Origin of the sequence: Pseudomonas sp. C 49-2, from assembly GCF_003970195.1 — a bacterium.
GTDB lineage: Bacteria > Pseudomonadota > Gammaproteobacteria > Pseudomonadales > Pseudomonadaceae > Aquipseudomonas > Aquipseudomonas canadensis.
Window position 1 is genome coordinate 339597 of the sequence record NZ_RXYG01000004.1, and the last position, 18029, is coordinate 357625.

Annotated in this window: 15 protein-coding genes; 6 read left to right on the plus strand and 9 right to left on the minus strand. The window is 58.9% G+C overall.

Going from position 1 to position 18029, the window contains the following annotated elements; all coding sequences use genetic code 11:
* Window positions 1-4 precede the first annotated feature (4 nt).
* From EJ576_RS10415 to EJ576_RS10435, 5 genes are all read right to left on the minus strand, one after another.
* Window positions 5-382, minus strand: a complete 378-nt coding sequence (locus EJ576_RS10415; protein WP_003217591.1) for a response regulator — start codon at window positions 380-382, stop codon at window positions 5-7.
* A 78-nt stretch (window positions 383-460) separates the two neighbouring features.
* Window positions 461-1654 (minus strand): hybrid sensor histidine kinase/response regulator, encoded by a 1194-nt coding sequence (locus EJ576_RS10420; protein WP_123477511.1) that lies wholly within the window; start codon window positions 1652-1654, stop codon window positions 461-463.
* Complete coding sequence (locus EJ576_RS10425; protein WP_126570299.1) at window positions 1648-2253, minus strand: chemotaxis protein CheB; 606 nt, start codon at window positions 2251-2253, stop codon at window positions 1648-1650. The genes EJ576_RS10420 and EJ576_RS10425 overlap by 7 nt, the downstream gene beginning before the upstream one ends.
* Entirely contained in the window at window positions 2250-3080 is an 831-nt protein-coding gene (locus EJ576_RS10430) for a protein-glutamate O-methyltransferase CheR (RefSeq protein ID WP_012724198.1), read from the minus strand. Before EJ576_RS10430 ends, EJ576_RS10425 begins: the two co-directional genes overlap by 4 nt.
* Window positions 3081-6578, minus strand: coding sequence for a response regulator (locus EJ576_RS10435; RefSeq protein WP_122727093.1), 3498 nt, complete (start codon window positions 6576-6578; stop codon window positions 3081-3083). It abuts the gene before it with no gap.
* Window positions 6579-6840: 262 nt separating this feature from the next.
* Between EJ576_RS10435 and EJ576_RS10440 the strand changes: the two genes are divergently transcribed.
* From EJ576_RS10440 to EJ576_RS10450, 3 genes are all read left to right on the plus strand, one after another.
* Window positions 6841-10419 carry a hypothetical protein gene (locus EJ576_RS10440; protein ID WP_256656595.1) on the plus strand — a complete coding sequence of 1193 codons (3579 nt, stop codon included), beginning with the start codon at window positions 6841-6843 and terminating at the stop codon, window positions 10417-10419.
* A gap of 147 nt (window positions 10420-10566) precedes the next feature.
* On the plus strand, window positions 10567-10920 hold the full coding sequence (locus tag EJ576_RS10445; RefSeq protein ID WP_122727095.1) for a response regulator: 354 nt from the start codon (window positions 10567-10569) through the stop codon (window positions 10918-10920).
* Between the two features lie 163 nt (window positions 10921-11083).
* Entirely contained in the window at window positions 11084-12484 is a 1401-nt protein-coding gene (locus EJ576_RS10450; RefSeq protein WP_126570300.1) for a DUF1254 domain-containing protein, read from the plus strand.
* A 49-nt stretch (window positions 12485-12533) separates the two neighbouring features.
* Here the strand turns inward: EJ576_RS10450 and EJ576_RS10455 are convergent, their stop codons facing one another.
* Both EJ576_RS10455 and EJ576_RS10460 read right to left on the minus strand, forming a co-directional pair.
* Window positions 12534-13205: a DUF3313 domain-containing protein gene (locus EJ576_RS10455; RefSeq protein ID WP_028616193.1), complete on the minus strand. Its 672-nt coding sequence runs from the start codon at window positions 13203-13205 to the stop codon at window positions 12534-12536.
* An 89-nt stretch (window positions 13206-13294) separates the two neighbouring features.
* Window positions 13295-13789, minus strand: a complete 495-nt coding sequence (locus EJ576_RS10460; RefSeq protein ID WP_028616194.1) for a hypothetical protein — start codon at window positions 13787-13789, stop codon at window positions 13295-13297.
* A gap of 166 nt (window positions 13790-13955) precedes the next feature.
* Here EJ576_RS10460 and ccoN point away from each other — a divergent pair, with 166 nt between their 5' ends.
* The 3 genes from ccoN (at window position 13956) to EJ576_RS10475 (ending at window position 16374) form a co-directional block, all read left to right on the plus strand.
* Complete coding sequence (gene ccoN, locus EJ576_RS10465; protein ID WP_028616195.1) at window positions 13956-15383, plus strand: cytochrome-c oxidase, cbb3-type subunit I; 1428 nt, start codon at window positions 13956-13958, stop codon at window positions 15381-15383.
* On the plus strand, window positions 15367-15594 hold the full coding sequence (locus EJ576_RS10470; protein WP_178083535.1) for a cbb3-type cytochrome c oxidase subunit 3: 228 nt from the start codon (window positions 15367-15369) through the stop codon (window positions 15592-15594). Before ccoN ends, EJ576_RS10470 begins: the two co-directional genes overlap by 17 nt.
* A 90-nt stretch (window positions 15595-15684) precedes the next feature.
* On the plus strand, window positions 15685-16374 hold the full coding sequence (locus tag EJ576_RS10475) for an aspartate/glutamate racemase family protein (RefSeq protein WP_126570301.1): 690 nt from the start codon (window positions 15685-15687) through the stop codon (window positions 16372-16374).
* Here EJ576_RS10475 and EJ576_RS10480 read toward each other — a convergent pair.
* Both EJ576_RS10480 and EJ576_RS10485 read right to left on the minus strand, forming a co-directional pair.
* Window positions 16371-16883, minus strand: coding sequence for a GNAT family N-acetyltransferase (locus EJ576_RS10480; protein WP_038851527.1), 513 nt, complete (start codon window positions 16881-16883; stop codon window positions 16371-16373). The genes EJ576_RS10475 and EJ576_RS10480 overlap by 4 nt on opposite strands.
* A gap of 61 nt (window positions 16884-16944) precedes the next feature.
* Entirely contained in the window at window positions 16945-18009 is a 1065-nt protein-coding gene (locus EJ576_RS10485) for a DUF1176 domain-containing protein (RefSeq protein WP_068933115.1), read from the minus strand.
* Between the last annotated feature and the right edge of the window lie 20 nt (window positions 18010-18029).

An 18029-nucleotide genomic window follows, 5' to 3' on the forward strand; every position in this document is an offset into this window, starting at 1 on the left:
CTGCTCATGCCAGCAAGCGCTGGATATGCTCTTGCAACGTATCCAGGTCAAACGGCTTGGCCAGGATCGGCGCGTTGCGCGTGATCGGGCTGTTGCAGTCGAGGATTTCCTGCGGGTAACCGCTGATGAAAATAACCTTCAATTCCGGTCGCAACTTGATCGCCGGCTCGGCAATCTGCACGCCGGAGATCCCGCCCGGCAAACGGTAGTCCGTCACCATCAAATCCAGGTGCGGCTTGGTCGCCAGAATTTCAAAGGCCTGCTCCCCATCGATCGCCTTCAACACCCGATAGCCCAGGCCAGCCAGGTATTCACCCAGCACAAACATAATGGATTCGTCGTCCTCGACGATCAGTACGACATCTTGTGCATCTTCACTCATGGGAAGCCTTAGTCCGGTCAGTTGCTGCAAGTACGACCATGGGGTCACGCAGAGGTTGCGTCGAGGTGACGATTGAATTCATGCCGCGGCCTGCAATGGCAGGCATACCCGGAACAAGGCGCCCTCGCCTATCTGGCTCTCGACCTCGATGGTGCCACCATGGGCTGCAACGATCTGCTCGGAAATGAACAGCCCGAGGCCCAGGCCCGCAGCCACTTGGCTGGCGGACACGCGCTCGAACTGTTGGAAAATACGCTTCTGGTTTTCTTCGCTGATGCCGATCCCATGGTCGCGCACCTCTACCCGCGCCTCGCCATGCTCGCTGTACACGCGCACCGCCACCGGGCTCTTGGCCCCGTAGCGCAGGGCGTTGGTCAGCAGGTTGGTCACCACCTGTTCGATACGGAACTCATCCCAGTTGCCTTCCACCGGGCCGTCGGCAACCAGTGTCATGGACGAATCCGCTGCGGCGACCTGGGGGGCGAAGTTCTCCACCAGATTGCTCACCAATTGGGTCAGGTCGAAGTGGGCCGGGCGTATTGAAAGCTTGCCGGTGCGGATGCGCGAGACATCGAGCATGTCTTCGATCAGGCGGATCAGGCTCTGGATCTGGCGCTCATCGCGGTCGACCATGGCGTGCATCTTGTCCAGGGTGAACGCGGCGGCATTGTCACGGGCCAGGTGCATCTTGCGCAGCTGGGTCTCAAGGATCAGGCCGTTGAGGGGCGTACGCACTTCGTGGGCGACGATCGACATGAAGTCGTCACGCATGCGCACGGCCTGTTCCAGCTCGGCCTGGGTCGCCTGCAGGCGCGTCAGCAGCAGTTCCTGCTCGCGACGGCTGCGCTCCAGGGCCTCGACCTGTTGCTTCATGGCCTTGCTTTGGCGGAACAGGTCGACGAACACGTTGACCTTGCTCTTCACCGCGTGAATATCCAGCGGCTTGTGCAGGAAATCCACGGCGCCGCTCTCGTAACCCTTGAACGCGTAATTGAGTTCGCGGCCGGCTGCGCTGACAAACACGATCGGGATGTTCTTGGTTTTCTCGGTACCGCGCATCAATTCTGCCAGCTCGAAACCATTCATGCCGGGCATTTGCACATCGAGAATCGCCATGGCGAACTCGTGCTCCAGCAACAGGGACAAGGCCTCGTCGGCACTCAATGCCTTGAACACCTGGCGGTCCTCGCGCTTGATCAGCGCTTCAAGGGCCAGCAGGTTTTCCGGCAGATCGTCGACGATCAGCAGTTTGGCCTGGATAGTACTTAACATGGGGAATATTCCAGGGAAGCCAGCAATGAGCCAATGTGGCTCAGCGTCAGAATGTGGTCGGGTGTATGCAGCGCCAGGGCTGCACGGGGCATGACGGCAACGCGTGCTTCTGTGGGCTCTTGCACCACAGTGGTTCCACCTTGTTGCTTGACATGGGCCAAGCCGCGCGCGCCGTCATGGTTGGCGCCGGTCAACAGAATGGCCAGCAAGCCCGTGCCATAGGCATCGGCGGCGGATTCAAAGAGGTAATCAATCGCCGGCCGCGAGTGGTGCACGCGGTCTTCCTGGCTCAAGGACAGGCTGCGGTCATGCTCTACCGACAGGTGATAGCCAGGGCCGGCAAAATACAGGGTGCCCGGCTTGATCACTTCCTTATCACGGGCTTCCACCACGGGCATGGCGACGCGACGGTCGAACACTTCAGCCAGTTGGCTGCGACGCTCGTCCGGCAAGTGCAGCACTGTGATGATCGGCAAGCCGAAATCGGCAGGCAGCTCGGCGAAAATCGTCAGCAACGCCTCCACGCCACCGGCGGAGGCGCCGATGACGATCGCTTCTATGCCCCGGACCGATGCCGGGCTGGCAGCCGCTTGATTCATAGTTTGCGGTAGATCCGTTCCTGTTTGACCAAGGGTTCGAACTGTTTGCCGTAGGCGGAGAAATCCAGGGTCTCCTTGCTGCCCAGCACCAGGAAGCCGCGATGGCACAGCGACTCATGGAACAATCCAAACGCGCGATCCTGCAATTTTTTATTGAAATAAATCAGCACGTTACGACATGAAATTAATTGAGTTTCTGAGAATACACTGTCGGTCGCCAAGCTGTGATCGGCAAAGGTGACATTTTCGCGCAGCGTTTTATCGAATATCGCGTAATCGTAAGCCGCGGTGTAGTAGTCGGCAAATGAACGTTGCCCACCGGCCTGCTGATAGTTGGCAGTGTAGGCGCGTACGTTCTCCAGGGAAAAAATGCCCTGCTTGGCCTTGTCCAGGGACGCCGGGTTGATGTCGGTGGCGTAGATGATCGTACGCTCCAGCAAACCCTCCTCACGCAGCAGGATGGCCATGGAGTACACCTCCTCGCCCGTGCTGCAGCCGGCAATCCAGATCTTGATCGACGGGTAAGTCTTGAGCAGCGGCACCACTTCCTGGCGGATCGCCAGGAAGTGCGACGGGTCACGGAACATCTCGCTCACCGGAATCGTCAGGAACTGCAGCAACTGCATGAACGCCGCCGGGTCGTGCAGCACACGCTCCTGCAAGGCGGAAATGGTCGCACAATCGAACTGGCGCAAGGCATGGGCCACGCGCCGCTTCACCGACGCCCCGGAGTAATCGCGGAAGTCGTAGCTGTACTTGAGGTAAATCGCCTCGATCAACAGGCGTAGCTCAATGTCGCTGCTTTTTTCCAAGAAACTTCGCTCCACTTAAATGCGTTCCATCTTCGGTAGCCATACGCGAATCAGTGAGAACAGACGGTCCAGATCAATCGGCTTGGCCAGGTAATCATTGGAACCGGCCGCGAGACAGCGCTCCTGATCGTCCTTCATGGCCTTGGCCGTCACGGCGATGATCGGCAGCTTCTTCCAGCGCGGGTCCTGGCGGATCAAGGCGGTGGCCTCGTAACCGTCCATTTCCGGCATCATCACGTCCATCAGTACCAGGTCGATATCCTCGACTTCATTGAGTTTGTCGATGGCTTCACGACCATTACGCCCGATCACCACCACGGCGCCTTTGTGCTCCAGGGCGCTGGTCAGGGCGAAGATGTTGCGTACGTCGTCGTCCACCAGCAGGATTTTACGCCCCTCAAAGACCTTGTCGCGGCTGCGGGCGGTCTTGAGCATCTTCTGGCGGTCATGGGACAGCTGGGATTCGACTTTGTGCAGAAAGAGTGTCACTTCATCCAGCAAGCGCTCCGGCGAACGTGCACCTTTGATGATGATCGAGCGCGAATACTTGCGCAGCTCAGCCTCTTCATCGCGGGTCAGGTTGCGCCCGGTGTAGACGATCACGGGTGGGAATGAGCAGATGTCCTCGGTCGCCATGCGCTTGAGCAGCTCGTTGCCAAGCATGTCTGGCAGCTTGAGGTCGATGATCATGCAGTCGTAGATATTCGTGCGCAGCAGGTCCAAGGCAGCCTGGGCGTAGCCGACGTCGGTGATCTCGATGTCATCGTCGCCGATCAGGCGCGCAATGCTGTCGCGTTGCAGGTCATCGTCCTCAACCAGAAGCACGCGCTTGACCTTCTGGGTCAGCTTGGCTTCCAGGCGCGCGAACACGTCCTTGAGTTCTTCGCGAGTGGTTGGCTTGACCGCATAGCCGATGGCGCCCATGTGCATGGCGGCTTCGACGCGGTCTTCCACGGAAATCACATGCACCGGGATATGCCGGGTGCTGGCATGTTCTTTCAGGCGTTGCAGCACGGTCAGCCCGGAATGGTCCGGCAGGCGCATGTCCAGCAGGATCGCATCGGGTACGTATTCCTCGGCCAGGCTGTAGCCCTCGTCCGCGCCGTGGGCCACCAGGCAGTTGTAGCCCAGCTCATGGGCCAGGTCGAAGAGGATACGGGCGAAGTTGGGCTCGTCTTCCACCACCAAGATGCAGCGCGTGGTGAACGGCGCCTTGTCGCGGTCGTCGGCAAAGCGCGGGATCAGCTTGGCGTCGGCCACTGGCATCGGGGACACCTTCACGGGTGTCGGCGCAGGCGTCACCACCACTTGGCGCGGTTGCTCAATGGGGGCAGCGTCTTCTTCGCGCTCGACATACTGTTCCGGCAGGATCAGCGTGAAAATGCTGCCCTTGCCCGGCTCGCTGGTCACGCTGATGTAGCCTCCCAGCAAGGTCGCCAGGTCGCGGGAAATCGACAGGCCCAGGCCGGTGCCACCGTAGCGACGGTTGGTGGTGCCATCCGCCTGACGGAAGGCTTCGAAGATGCTTTCCTGCTGATCCGGCGCAATGCCAATGCCGGAATCGCGCACGGCAAAGGCAATGCCCTCCCCCGGTGCGCGGGACACTGACAGGCTGACCTCGCCCTGTTCGGTGAATTTGACCGCGTTGGACAGCAGATTCTTGAGGATCTGCTCCAGGCGCTGGCGATCCGTGAACAGCATGCCCGGCGCGCCTTCCTGCACCTCCACCTGGAAGCCCAGTTTGCGATCGGCCGCCAGCGGCTCGAACATGCCACGCAGGCCGTCGACCAAGCGTGCCACGCTGGAGTTTTCCGGGCGCATTTCCAGCTTGCCGGCCTCAACCTTGGAGATGTCGAGGATGTCGTTGATCAGGTTGAGCAGGTCATTACCGGCGGAGTAAATCGACTCGGCGAACTTGACCTGTTCAGCGCTGAGGTTTTCCTGGGGGTTCTCGGCCAGCAGCTTGGCCAGGATCAGCGAGCTGTTCAGCGGTGTACGCAGCTCGTGGGACATGTTGGCGAGGAATTCGGACTTGTACTTGCTGGAACGCTGCAGTTCTTCAGCGCGATCTTCAAGCTCAAGTTGAGCCTGGTTCAGTTCAACGTTCTTGCGGTCCATGGCGTCACGTTGCTCGGCCAGGGTTTCGGTCTGCTCGGCCAACTGCTCGTTGGTCTGCTCCAGCTCCGCCTGCTGGGTTTCCAGGTGGGCCTGGGATTCCTTGAGGATGCGTGACTGTTCTTCCAGCTCTTCGTTGGCGGTCTTGAGCTCTTCCTGCTGCACTTGCAGCTCTTCGTTGAGCTGCTGTGTCTCGGCCAGCACTTCCTGCAAGCGCTGGCGATAGCGGGCGGCTTCGATGGAGGTGCCGATATTGCCGGAAATCAGCTCCAGGAGCTCGATGTCGCGCTCTTCCAGAGGGCGCAGGAACCCCAGCTCAAGCACCCCGTTGACCCGTTCGTCATTGTTGGTCGGCACCACCAGTACACTGCGGGTAGTGCTTTCACCCAGGCCGGAGCTGACTTTGAAGTAATCCACCGGAACGTCATCCAGGCGAATCAGGCGACCCAGGTTGGCGGACTGCCCAACGATGCCCTCGTCGCTGTAGATCGACTGTTCCTGCTGCTCCTGCTCGCGGGAGAAACCATAGGTGGCCACGCGCTTGAGGCCGCCATGTTCTTCACGCACGTACAGCGCGGCGACGGCCGAGCCCATGTACTGGGCAAAGAATTGCAGGATATTGCGGCCCAGCATGTTCAGGGTGAGCTGGCCGAGCACCTGTTCGGCCAGTTCGGTCTGGCCATTGCGCAGCCAGGCTTGTTGTTCAAGGCGCCGCGCGATCTTCTGTTGTGACGCGAGGTTATCGCTGTAACTCTCTGATAGTGAAATTAAATTCTTGCGCCCGATGTAGGCCAGAAAAGCACTCAACCCCAATACGAACGCCAAGTACAAGGTGACACTGATCACCGTGGTACGGGTAACCTCTTCATTCCGGGTGATGCGGAACTGCTGCTCCATCGCCACCGCGTCGTCGTATTCCTTGCGGATCTCGTCCGTCAGGCGCTTGCCACGACCGGCCTTGACGGCGCTGCGGTAGTCACCGCTCTCACGCTGCATATCAATCATCGACTGGGCGTATTTGTTCCACTCGATTTGCAGGGCTTCCAAGCGTTTGAGGCGATCCACCTGTTGTGGGTTGTCGGCCACCAGGTCCTGCAAGTTGCGCAAATCGGCAATGATGCGCGGCTTGGCCACTTCGTAAGGGTCGAGGAAATGCTCGTCACCCGTGATCAGGAAGCCGCGCATGCCGGTTTCCAGGTCAACGGTCAGCTTGGACGACTCATTGAGGTTATTGATCACCCGATCGGTGTGTTCAACCCACTGGATCACCGACAACAGATAGGTGATCAGTACTACGAAGAACACCGCGCTGAGCACGCCCACACTCAAGGGCAGCGCGACGTTTCGGCTCAGGAGGTTACGAAAGCTCTTTTCATCGATGGACGACGCTGGAGTCATGGGCATGCCTTGGCCAAGTGTGGAAAAACCGGGAGTTTGCCCCAAAGTTACGGTTCAACGCTATTTTTCTGCCATTTCAGTCGTTCGCTTATGTATCGGCTCTCAGCGCGTCCATCCTTTTTCTTACGGTCTCAAATCCTAATACTTCGCCTGCACCAAATTCGGAACTTGGTTGGGTAGCTTTCCCACTGACCTTTGCGTCTGGGAAAATGGAAGATCCGCGTGATAGACGCACACCTTTATTCTTACACGGTGCACGCGCATGACTATCTCTTTGCAATCCCGTTACGTTTCATCACCCACTCCCCTCTCCTTGCAGACGTCGGAACCTGCCCAACTTCCGCCAGCCGCGCCTCCAGTGTCTAGCGACAAGGCGTCTGAGCAAACGGAGCAACCACTCGCCGTCAGCACACTCGGTCGTCCCTTCAATCTCAACCAGGCGTTGGGTCATAACCATAACTTGAAGATTCTTGGAGACAAGCTTGCCCAGGTGGCTGATCGTTTAGGCCCTGACGCGTCCTCAACGGCGGTCCTTCACGCGCTGAAAACAACGCCCATGACGCTTCATTCAGATTCGCCAGGTTTCACGGCGCTGGGTGAGCACACTACGCTTGAATCATTTATCAACCACCTTGGCTTGCGTTTGCCTCACGACCATTTCTCTCTGGGCGGGCTTTCGGACGCGGTGATCAACCGGTCGCAGGAACACCCACTGGGAAGTTTGGACGGCGCACTTGGTTGGCCGGTGCCAATAAGCGAAAGCGGGCAGAAAGCGTTACGAACTCTAGGCCGCCGGCTTGCGCTGACTAAAGGGTATAGCGGACGACTGTTGGAGTACTTGAGGAACAACGCTAGGCTTACCGCTGACACGCTGAGGGATCCGGTCAACACGCTAAACACGCTTGTAAGTTCTCCAACGGCGCAACAGGCGGGAATATCATTTCGGGACCATATGAGAGGGATCCCCACTGATACAAGCACCCTGGACTACCTGCTGGCTGCACTGGTACTGCAACTTGACCATGACCCCGATCCGGGCTCCAGCAGAGTCCCTAAACGCAACACTCTCGGGGGGTTCGATCTGGCCAGCGAAAACCACTGGGGCAAGCCCGCGTCCGAGATAGTGAATGGCCTGAAAACGCATTTATCGGACCCGCTCAGGGCTGGCCCCGAGATGGCGGATGCTGGCACACACCTGTTATTGGCCGCTCGCGCGCCGGTTTTTCTGATCAAGGACATCCCGGACAGGGTGACTTACGGCAGCCCGGCCTGGGTCAACCTCGCGGTGGCTGCTGCAACAATAGAAGCCGAAACGCCTGGACGCTTGGCCAGCATGACCTTTGCCCAAGTCATGCGTGAAGCCGAAGGCGCGAGCCTGGCAAACCCCGCCGTCACTGCAAACGCGCAACGCAGCGCATTGATTGATTGGGGCGTGGCCAATGGTGTGCTGGAAAAAAAAGACGACCATCAATACTCAGCCGATGAACTAAATACGCTGGTGACCACCTTCAAAACCCGCCAATCGTCAATGGCGCAGGCAGCACAGGCCTTTGAGAAAGACATCCCCTCCCGTAAAGAAATGGCGCTGGCGGAGCTTAAAAAACGCTTTCCGGGCCAGGAATCAATGTTTGAAAACAAAGTGATCACGGCGCTCCCTCATAGGTCGGCCACTGAGTTCGGCCCACACTCCCTGTTGGACGTCACCATGATGTACGCTGACGCTAACTCAACGTACACCTCTACCGACCCCCGGACCCCCGTGGCGCAACTGAACGAGAACCCAGGGTTTGGAGTGTTCGCTGCATTTCAATCGCAATTCAAAAACACCATCGAAGAAAAGAAGGCTGCGGTCAGTACCTCCATCAAGCACCTGATTTCTCAGTTGCCTCTGCAAGATCGCGAAAACTTTGAATATGGCAAGGTCAGTTTTTATCAAACCCACTCCCAAAAACTGGGAATGGGTTTCTTTGACAAGACGCAGCTACCAAAAGACCCGAAGTTGCTGGTAAGGATTGAGCGTGACGGGGTGCCTATTGCGTATGAAATTGACTTCAATGGGGGCGCTATCCGCAAGGTCCCGGAAAGTGACGCAACAACGGGTACCTGGCGAGCGGCAAATATCGTGTATGAAAAGAAAGCGTTCACGCCCTCTGTAAACGCGACCAACCTGAGCACTGAGCAATCAGTGCCCAACGACCCGCGGCTGGACAGCTTCGCTTCGACGCGCACTCAACTTATCGCTGACGCCTTTGTCGAGCATATTAATCTCGATGACCCCGCTATCCATGAGCAGGCACTTGGGCAGACCATGGGCGATAAACATCGCAAAGCAGCCAATACCGTCGGTCATTTCATGCTGGACTTAATCCCTTTTGTTTCGACAGTCAAGAACTTTAGTCAGGGAAAAATTGCCGAGGGTATTTTCGATCTCGGACTGGACATATTTGGCTTCCTGACAGCAGGTGTGGGCACGGCCGGAAAGCTGACGAAGATCGCCGGTAGCGCGGTGTCCACCGCGACCAAAGTGGCACGGGCAACCAAAATCATTGGCGCGGCTGTTTTCGGGCAACTCAACCCCATGGATGGTGTGATTGGCCTTCTCGGGGGCGGCGGGAAACTTATCGGTGCAGGGGTCAGCAAGATCGCTGAGGGGGTCAACAAACTCAGGGGGGCGAGCGGCAGTTACGACCTGCTGAAAGCCGCCAGCGTAGACAACATCGTCGTTGCAACGGGCAGCCTGAAAGTAGGCGAGCAGAGTATCGACAGCGCCGCCGTCCTGAAAAATGGCAAATGGTATGCGTTCGATGTCGACAAGATGCGTCCTTATGGCGCGGCGCTTGAGAGCTTTACGCCAACGAAGGTAGCGGCAAAGGGAGAGCTCAATCAAAGCTTTACCGACTGGCTCTATAAAAAGTTGGCGGGTGATTCGTTACCGCCCCAAGGGCCACCTACCGTATTGGGCCTGTATGTGCCCGCAGAGTTCGAGACCACATTAGCCAGGGCACGACGTCCTGAGAACGCTATCGACTTCGACCGTGGCTACGAGCTTGGAAAGCTGGACGACGTGCCAGGCTACTCGTCGGGCATGAGTATTATTGAGCTTCAGGCCCTGGTTTCCCTGCCCGGAATGAGCGCCCAGGATGTAGGCACCTTGGTCAAACAAATCGAACGCCAGAAAGTACAGCTTATCCAGGACGGGTTTCTACTGTTTCAGCGGGACATCCAAGAGGCCGGTGGCACGGTGATTCCCATGCCGCAGGAGTTTTACCTCAGTCAGACCCACTTGGCGTCACCCGGCGAGTGTGCGGGCATGGCCAACACGTTGGCGCTGGCCATGCAGTCTGGAGACGAAACGGTCTTCCTGGGTAATATTTTCAAGGCCGCCGCCAACACACGCGATCCCAACGCTGCGCGCTTCATCGGCGACCTCAGATCGTTTCACCATTCAGTCAGCGGTCACCAAACTTTCCACATGGGTAAACGGCCACGGCAAATCCCCTATGACCAGATCGCTTCCGAGCTGACCAGCGCTTCGCCGCCACGGACTCTCAGGATTGCCACGCAGGATCATGCATTGGTTGCCGGCGTAACGGAAAGGAATGGCCAGCCCATCTGGTTCTACTTTGACCCAAATTTCGGGCTCGCAAAATTTGATTCAGCCGAAGCCATGGAAAAGGGACTGGAGCGCACCTTGAACCGAGGTACCAGCCCCTTCCGGCACAGGGCATATGGAGAGAGTCGAAGCACGCCTGAGTACCAAGTAAGTGACTTTGATACGGCGGATATGGCAGCCTACCGCAATCAGGCAGACGTTGCCCGGATGGCCTCGACCCCATTGTAGGTAAACGAGCGGACCGGCGGGACATTCTTTCTCACTGCCGTCACAATGCCAGCAACTCTTTCGGAACTTGCTGGCATTGTTGCCACTCACTAGTGAGTGGCCTTTACCTCATCAAGCCCAGCGCCTTCATTTTCAGGAATGTTCACTATGCTCACCCCCACCATCCTCGTAGTCGAAGACGACGCCATCGTGCGCATGCTGATCGTCGATGTTCTGGAGGAATTGGAATTCAGCGTTCTGGAAGCCGCCGATGCTGAAGAGGCGTTGGCACTGGTGCGAGACACCGCGCAGGTGATCGACCTGATGATGACCGACGTCGGCCTGCCGGACATGAACGGCCAGCAACTGGCAATCAAAGTGCGCGAATTGCGCCCTTCACTGCCCATCCTGTTCGCCAGCGGCTATGCCGAGAATATCGACGTGCCTGCCGGCATGCAGGTGATCGCCAAACCGTTCTCGATCGATCAATTACGCGAAAAAGTCAAATCGATGCTGCCATAGCATTAACGCCCGTTCGCTATTGAGTGCCGCCTGCATGGGCGGCATTTTTGCGTCAAACGTACAGAGATTAACGTGACCTTCGGCCAAGAAAACCGGAAACTCAACGCCTCCCCGCGCCACTCAGCCCTATTCTTCAAAACGCACTCACGAAGGACGCAACAACATGATTGGAAAACCGACGCGCCTGCTGTTGGCGAGCCTCTCGATACTCATGAGCACCGGCGTCTGGGCCGACTTCACCGCCACCCCAGGCGAAGCCCGGGCGATCGCCAAGGAAGCCTATCTATACGGCTATCCGGTCGTAGAGATGTACAAGACGCTCTACACCCAGGCCGTTGATCAAGGTGGCACAGGTTTCAAAACGCCGATTAACCGTATTAGTCACTCCGCCCAGGTGCTGGGGCCTAAAGACACGTCGCAACTCAAGCCCAACCCGGACACTCCCTACTCCTTCGTCTGGATGGATCTGCGCAGGGAGCCACTGATACTGACGTTGCCCCGGATCGAAGACGATCGCTATTACTCAGTGCAGTTGATCGATCTCTATAGCCAGAACATCGCCTACCTGGGCACCCGAAACACTGGAAACAATGGCGGCCACTACATGATCGCTGGGCCTGACTGGAAGGGTCAGCAGCCGGTGGACATAGACCGGGTGATCTATAGCGAAAGCAACCTGGTGTATGCGCTCTACCGCACGCAGTTGTTTGACGAAAAAGACCTGACCAAAGTCAAACAGATCCAGAACGGCTATAAGGTGCAGCCGCTGAGCGGCTACGTGAAACAACCTATGCCGGCCAAGGTGGCTAAAATCGAATGGCCCAAGCCCACGGCAGCCATGACAGACAGCCCGCAACTGTTTCGATACCTGAACTTTATGCTGGCCTACGCCAAGCCTCAGGACAGCGAGAAAGACGTGCTGGCTCGCTTTGCCAAGATCGGCATCGCGCCGGGTGAGCCGTTCAAGGTCGGCCAACTGAGCGCCGAACAACGCAAAGCCCTGGAAGACGGCATCGCAGACGCCAAGGCCGAGTTTGCAGCGTTCAAGAAAGACAAGCTCGATACCCATCAAGTAACCAGTGGTGAACTGCATGGCAGCCGTGACCGCCTGAAAAACAATTACCTGTATCGGTACGCCGGGGCCAACCTGCGCCTGTTCGGCAACTCGCCAGACGAAGTTGCCTACCTGACCTACGCGGTCGACAGCGAAGGCAAGCCGGCCAACGGTGCGCGTCACAGCTACACCGTCCATTTTGCCAAAGACCAACTACCGCCGGCCGATGCGTTCTGGTCACTGACCATGTACGAGGCCAAGACCGGGCAATTGGCGCCCAACCACAAGAAACGCTACCTGATCAATTCGCGGATGCTGCCTAACCTCAAGCGTGATGCTGACGGTGGGCTGACCCTGGCGTTGCAGCACCACGAGCCGCCCAAGGCTGAACAGAGCAACTGGTTGCCCGCACCGCCTGCGCCCTTCTATGCCGTACTGCGCATTTACCTGCCCAAGCCGGAGGTGGCTAACGGCCAGTGGAAACTGCCGCCGTTGACGCCGCTCAAGTAATGCTGCCTGGCCGGCGGTTGTTTTCACAACACGCCGGCCAGCGCTGGGCTCAGTGCTTTTTGAGCTTGACGAACGACTGGTGCAGGTCCGACGCCCAGCCATCGATCACGCCTTTCACATCCTCCGCTTTCATCACTTGCGAATCATTGGCCAGCGGCTTGCCGGTACCTTTGCGCACCACCTGAGCGAGTACCTTGCCGCTGGCGCCGTCGAGAAACTGCGCCTCCGTGCCCAGGGTGGTTTCCTGGTCACGGATGCCAGTGCCGGTACTGACGGCGGCAGCGACCAGTGCGACGGGTACAAACTCATAGGGTTTGAGCCCTTCGGTCTTGCTGCTGACTGCGGTGATGGCCGCGCGCACCACGATCACACCCGGGCCGGGGCCCTCGGCCAGGGGCAGCGACTTGACCAGCTCACGCTTGAGCGCCTGGTTGAAGTAATTGTTGATACCGTGCAGGGTGCTGTCCGGAATTTTCGCCGTTGCCTGGGGTTTGGGGTAAAACTGCGTGGGCTCGATATACACAGCGCTATAGCGCTTTAAATCCAATTGAGGATCGACCCAGCGCATCACTTCAGCGCCGGAAGGCGACTTGGCTTCCTTTAGTTGGCTGTAGTCCGAGAGGAAACCGGAGTATTCATCCGGTTGCGTAATCTTGCTGGCACAACCCGCCAGTCCAAGCGAAGTAATGCACAGCGTGCTGATCAATAGCCTTAGTTTCATCGATGAACTCCCTGGCGGTCGGCGCTGGAACAGTGAGCTGTAGGTATAGCAAATCCTGGGAAAATAGCCCTGCGCCTACCGCCAGCGGTTCAGGCACGTTCGCGTGGAATCAGGCTCTGCAACTGCGACGCCAGGAAATTCGCGTCGAAACCAAAGGTGTCCGGGTCTTTCAGGCCATTGGTCTTCTTCCACAGCCAATCGTTTTTATCCGCCGGCAGCACCAGCGAAACGCTGCCGTGCCGCGCAGCGGTCAAGCCCATGACCGACACGGAGATCAATCCGCCCACGCCCATCACGTCTGGCACGAATTCCACCGGTTTGCCGGTGATCTGCACCGTCAGTTTCTCGGTCTTGAACGTCGATGTCTCCACCGGCACGCTGGGGCCGCTGGCGACATACGCCTCACGATGCACCTCCAGCAACCCGACCGTCTTTACCGGCTCAAGCCACTGCTCGATCTGGCCGAACAACTCATTGAGCTTTTGCGCCCAACGAGCCGACTGCAGATCGAATTGCTGTTTTTTATGCGCTTCGCTGTCTGCGTAATGACGAAGCATCTCGCCCAGTTGTTGTACATCGTCCATTGCGGATCTCCTTGGGTGAGCCAGGTTGCGAAGCCTGATCATGGCAGATGCAGTCGTTCAACGTACGGCTTAAAACTGATCCGCAACAATGAGGGTTTTCTGAGCCTGTTTTGTTTTGCCCACGCTTCCTACAGTGCCGCCACTTGGAACCGTGGGAGGACTGAGCATGAGCACAGCAACAATCGGGCAGGCCTATAACTATAAAGTCGTCCGCCAATTCGTTATCGCCACCATCGTCTGGGGCGTGGTGGGCATGGCCATGGGCGTGTGGATCGCCTCGCAACTGGTGTGGCCGGAAATGAACCTGGACTTGCCCTGGACCACCTTTGGCCGTTTGCGGCCCTTGCACACCAGCCTGGTGATCTTCGGTTTTGCCGGCAGCGCGCAGTTTGCCGCCAGCTATTACGCGGTACAGCGCACCTGCCAGGTGCGGCTGTTTTCCGATGGCCTTGCGGCGTTCACCTTCTGGGGCTGGCAATCGGTGATCGTGATCATGCTGATCAGCTTGCCACTGGGCTACACCACCACCAAGGAATACGCCGAGATCGAGTTCTCCGGCGCGGTATGGATGGCCGTGGTGTGGGTGGCGTATGCCATTGTGTTTTTCACCACCGTGGTGCGACGCAAAACCAAACATATTTACGTGGGCAACTGGTTTTTCGGCGCATTTATTCTGGTGATCGCCATGTTGCATGTGGTCAATCACCTGGCGATCCCCGTGGATTGGTTCAAGTCGTACCCGGTGTATTCCGGGGCTACCGATGCCATGGTGCAGTGGTGGTACGGGCACAACGCCGTAGGGTTTTTCCTCACTACCGGCTTTTTGGGGATGATGTATTACTTCGTGCCGAAACAAGTCGGACGCCCGGTGTACTCCTATCGCCTGTCCATCGTGCACTTCTGGGCGTTGATCACCCTTTACATTTGGGCTGGCCCACACCACCTGCACTACACCGCCCTGCCGGATTGGGCGCAGTCATTGGGCATGGCCATGTCGCTTATTCTGCTGGCACCAAGCTGGGGCGGAATGATCAACGGCATGATGACCTTGTCCGGCGCCTGGCATAAGTTGCGCACCGACCCGATCCTGCGGTTCCTGGTGCTGTCCCTGGCGTTCTACGGGATGTCGACGTTCGAAGGCCCGATGATGGCGATCAAGACCGTCAACGCCCTCTCCCACTACACCGACTGGACCATCGGCCACGTACACGCCGGGGCCCTGGGATGGGTGGCGATGATCACCTTTGGCTCGCTGTACCACATGATCCCCAAAGTGTTCGGGCGCGAGCAGATGCACAGCGTGCCGCTGATCAACCTGCACTTCTGGCTCGCGACTATCGGCACTGTGCTGTACATCGCGTCGATGTGGGTCAACGGCATTACCCAAGGCCTGATGTGGCGGGCGGTCAACGATGACGGCACCCTCACCTATTCCTTTGTCGAAGCCTTGCAGGCCAGCCATCCGGGGTTTGTGGTGCGGTTTGCCGGGGGTGTGTTCTTTCTCACGGGGATGGTGCTGATGGCCTACAACACCTGGCGTACGGTGCGAGTCGCGGACTTGAAAATGGCGCAGCTCGATGCGCGGATCGCCTGACGTGTGGGGCCTAGTGATGATGGTATGCCTGTACGGCGCGGTGGAGTATTGCCTGCGCGGGCAGTCGGACCAAAGCCTGGACGACGCCAGCCTGATGCCCTTTGCCGATGACCCAGAGGTGGCGCGACGCGTGGAGCAGGCGACCGGCAAGCAAATCAACGCGGTAGCGCCAGAGGAAGCCAAGCCGGGTTGGGTCAACCTGGACATGTAGAACTGCACCGGTCATTTCGCGGCCAACTGCGTATGACTAATCCCCGGCCGATGGGTAAGGTGAAGCGACTTTCCTTGTCAGGAGCATCGCATGCGCACCATCGGCCTAATCGGCGGCATGAGCTGGGAGTCCAGCGCCGAGTATTACCGCATCATCAACCAGCGCGTGCGCGACCAGCTCGGTCCGCTGCGCTCGGCGCAACTGTTGATGTACAGCGTGGATTTCGGCCCGGTGGAACAGGCCCAGCACGCCGGCCGTTGGGATGACACGGCACTGATCCTCGAAGATGCCGCGCGCCGTCTGCAAGCCGGTGGCGCTGAGTGTGTGGTGCTGTGTACCAATACCATGCATTTGGTGGCGCCGCGCATTGAAGCGGCGGTGTCGATTCCGTTCCTGCACATCGCTGATGCCGCGGGTGCGGCGGCCGTGGACGCCGGCACGCTGACCGTCGGCCTGCTCGGCACCGCGTTTACCATGGAGCAGGATTTCCTCAAGTCGCGCCTGGCGGCCCAGGGCCTGACCGTGCTGGTGCCCGAGGCGGACGAGCGCCAGGCTGTGCACCGGATCATCTATGACGAATTGTGTGTCGGCGTGATCAGCGATACGTCACGCAAGGTCTACCAAGGCGTGATCGAGTCCCTGGCCGCACGTGGCGCCCAGGCGATCATCCTCGGTTGCACGGAAATCAGCCTGTTGATCAAGCCCGAGCACAGCGACCTGCCGTTGCTGGACACCACCGAGCTGCATGCGCATGCTGCGGTGGCGTTTGCCTTGGGCTAAGCCGACTGGCGCAGGCGCGCCATGCTGACGGTGTCGACAAACTGGCCGTCACGCAGGGCGTAATCACGCAACACGCCTTCGACCTCAAAACCGAACTTGCGGTACAGCCTCTGTGCCGCTTCGTTGTCGGCGTACACGGTCAGTTCCACTCGGCGCAGGTTCATCCAGTTGTCGGCCACGTCCAGCGCGGCGGTCAGCAAGCGCGAGCCCACCCCTTTGCCCTGCCACGCCGTCGCCACGCCCATACCAAATGAACCCACATGGGCCTGGCGTACCCGCAGGTATTGTTCCAGGCCAAGCTGGCCGATCACCTCGCCACCGTGCACGGCCACCAATTGCAGGCGCCGCTCGTTGTCCTGTACCAGCTTGTTACGCCACGCCTCGACCGACTGGAAAGGCATTTGCAGCACCTGACGGCACACGGCCGGTTCGTTATAGAGCGCCGCGACGCCTTCAAGGTGGGCCTCGGTGAAACGCTGGATCACGATGTGGGGTTCAGGTGTGTGCATTGTGTTTCATCCTTTGAAAGACAAGTGGCCGACCAGTGTAGAGGCGATGTGAGCCAGATGGCTAGGGTGCTGGCACCGTCGTCCACAACGCTGGCCAATCACCGTAACCGACCCCGGTACAGCGCGGCATCCTGTGGAACTCACTGAGCTGGAAGCGCTTGCCGTCAAACACCCAGGATGCACCACCACCGCAATCCCCGATCCCACGTTGTTTGTAGAAATAACTCAGGGTTCCGGACGCTTCGTCATACCCGACAGAGCCTTGCAGCGCGGCGTCTTCCAGGGGTAGCGGCTGCAGGTCCATCGGCGTTTCCTTGTACGGCGCTTGGCGCTCACGGCTGCTGACGTCGAACTCGCAGTTATAGGCCGCGCAGTCATAACGCGTTACCGTCATTGCCTGTTGCGCCGTCAACGCGCCGACTGTTGCCTCGGGCTCACCTTCCTCGGGCTTCACGGCCTGCAATGCAGCAGCCACCAGGCCCGCCTGCTCCTCTGCGGTCAGCGGTGCAGCGGCTGTAAACTTACGCAGCACCGGCGCGGGCGCGCGTGGCGCAACCTCGCTGGCCGCGCCCTTGCCGGGTCGGGAAAGGGCCGTCACGTTGTCTAAGCGTCCCTGTACAGCATCCATCAACAGCAGCGAAGCACTCAGGCCGCTGAGCGACACATGGGCCGCCTCGTCGCCCGGCAACTGCAGTCGCTGGCCATTGCGCAAACGCTGCAACCAACGCCGCGCGGCCGCGTCCTCGATCACCCCGAAGGACTGCACCTCAGGGTCGCCACCCTGGTCGTCCAGCTCGATGTGCAAGTCCTGCGTCAGTTCCAGGCCCAGCGGCTTACCATCCAGTAGCAATGTGGACAGATCCACGTCCTCCCCTCGATGATCAAAACGCAAACGCAGATACCCTTGAGGACCGGCCTGGTGCCAGAGGTGCAGGGTCAACGAGCTGTAATCCTCTTCGTCGACGCCACTGGGCGCGCTAAGGGCGTGGCAATTGCGCAGGTTGTCGCAACCGATGACCCACTGCTTGATCTCCCGCAGCAGCGGGACCGTCTCGGTCGGTGGTTGAGCAAAGGCTGGGGCGGTGGCGCCTGTCAGAAACAGGGCCAGGAGTGCGGGGCGCAGCATGGGGACTCTCCGTGTCGAAA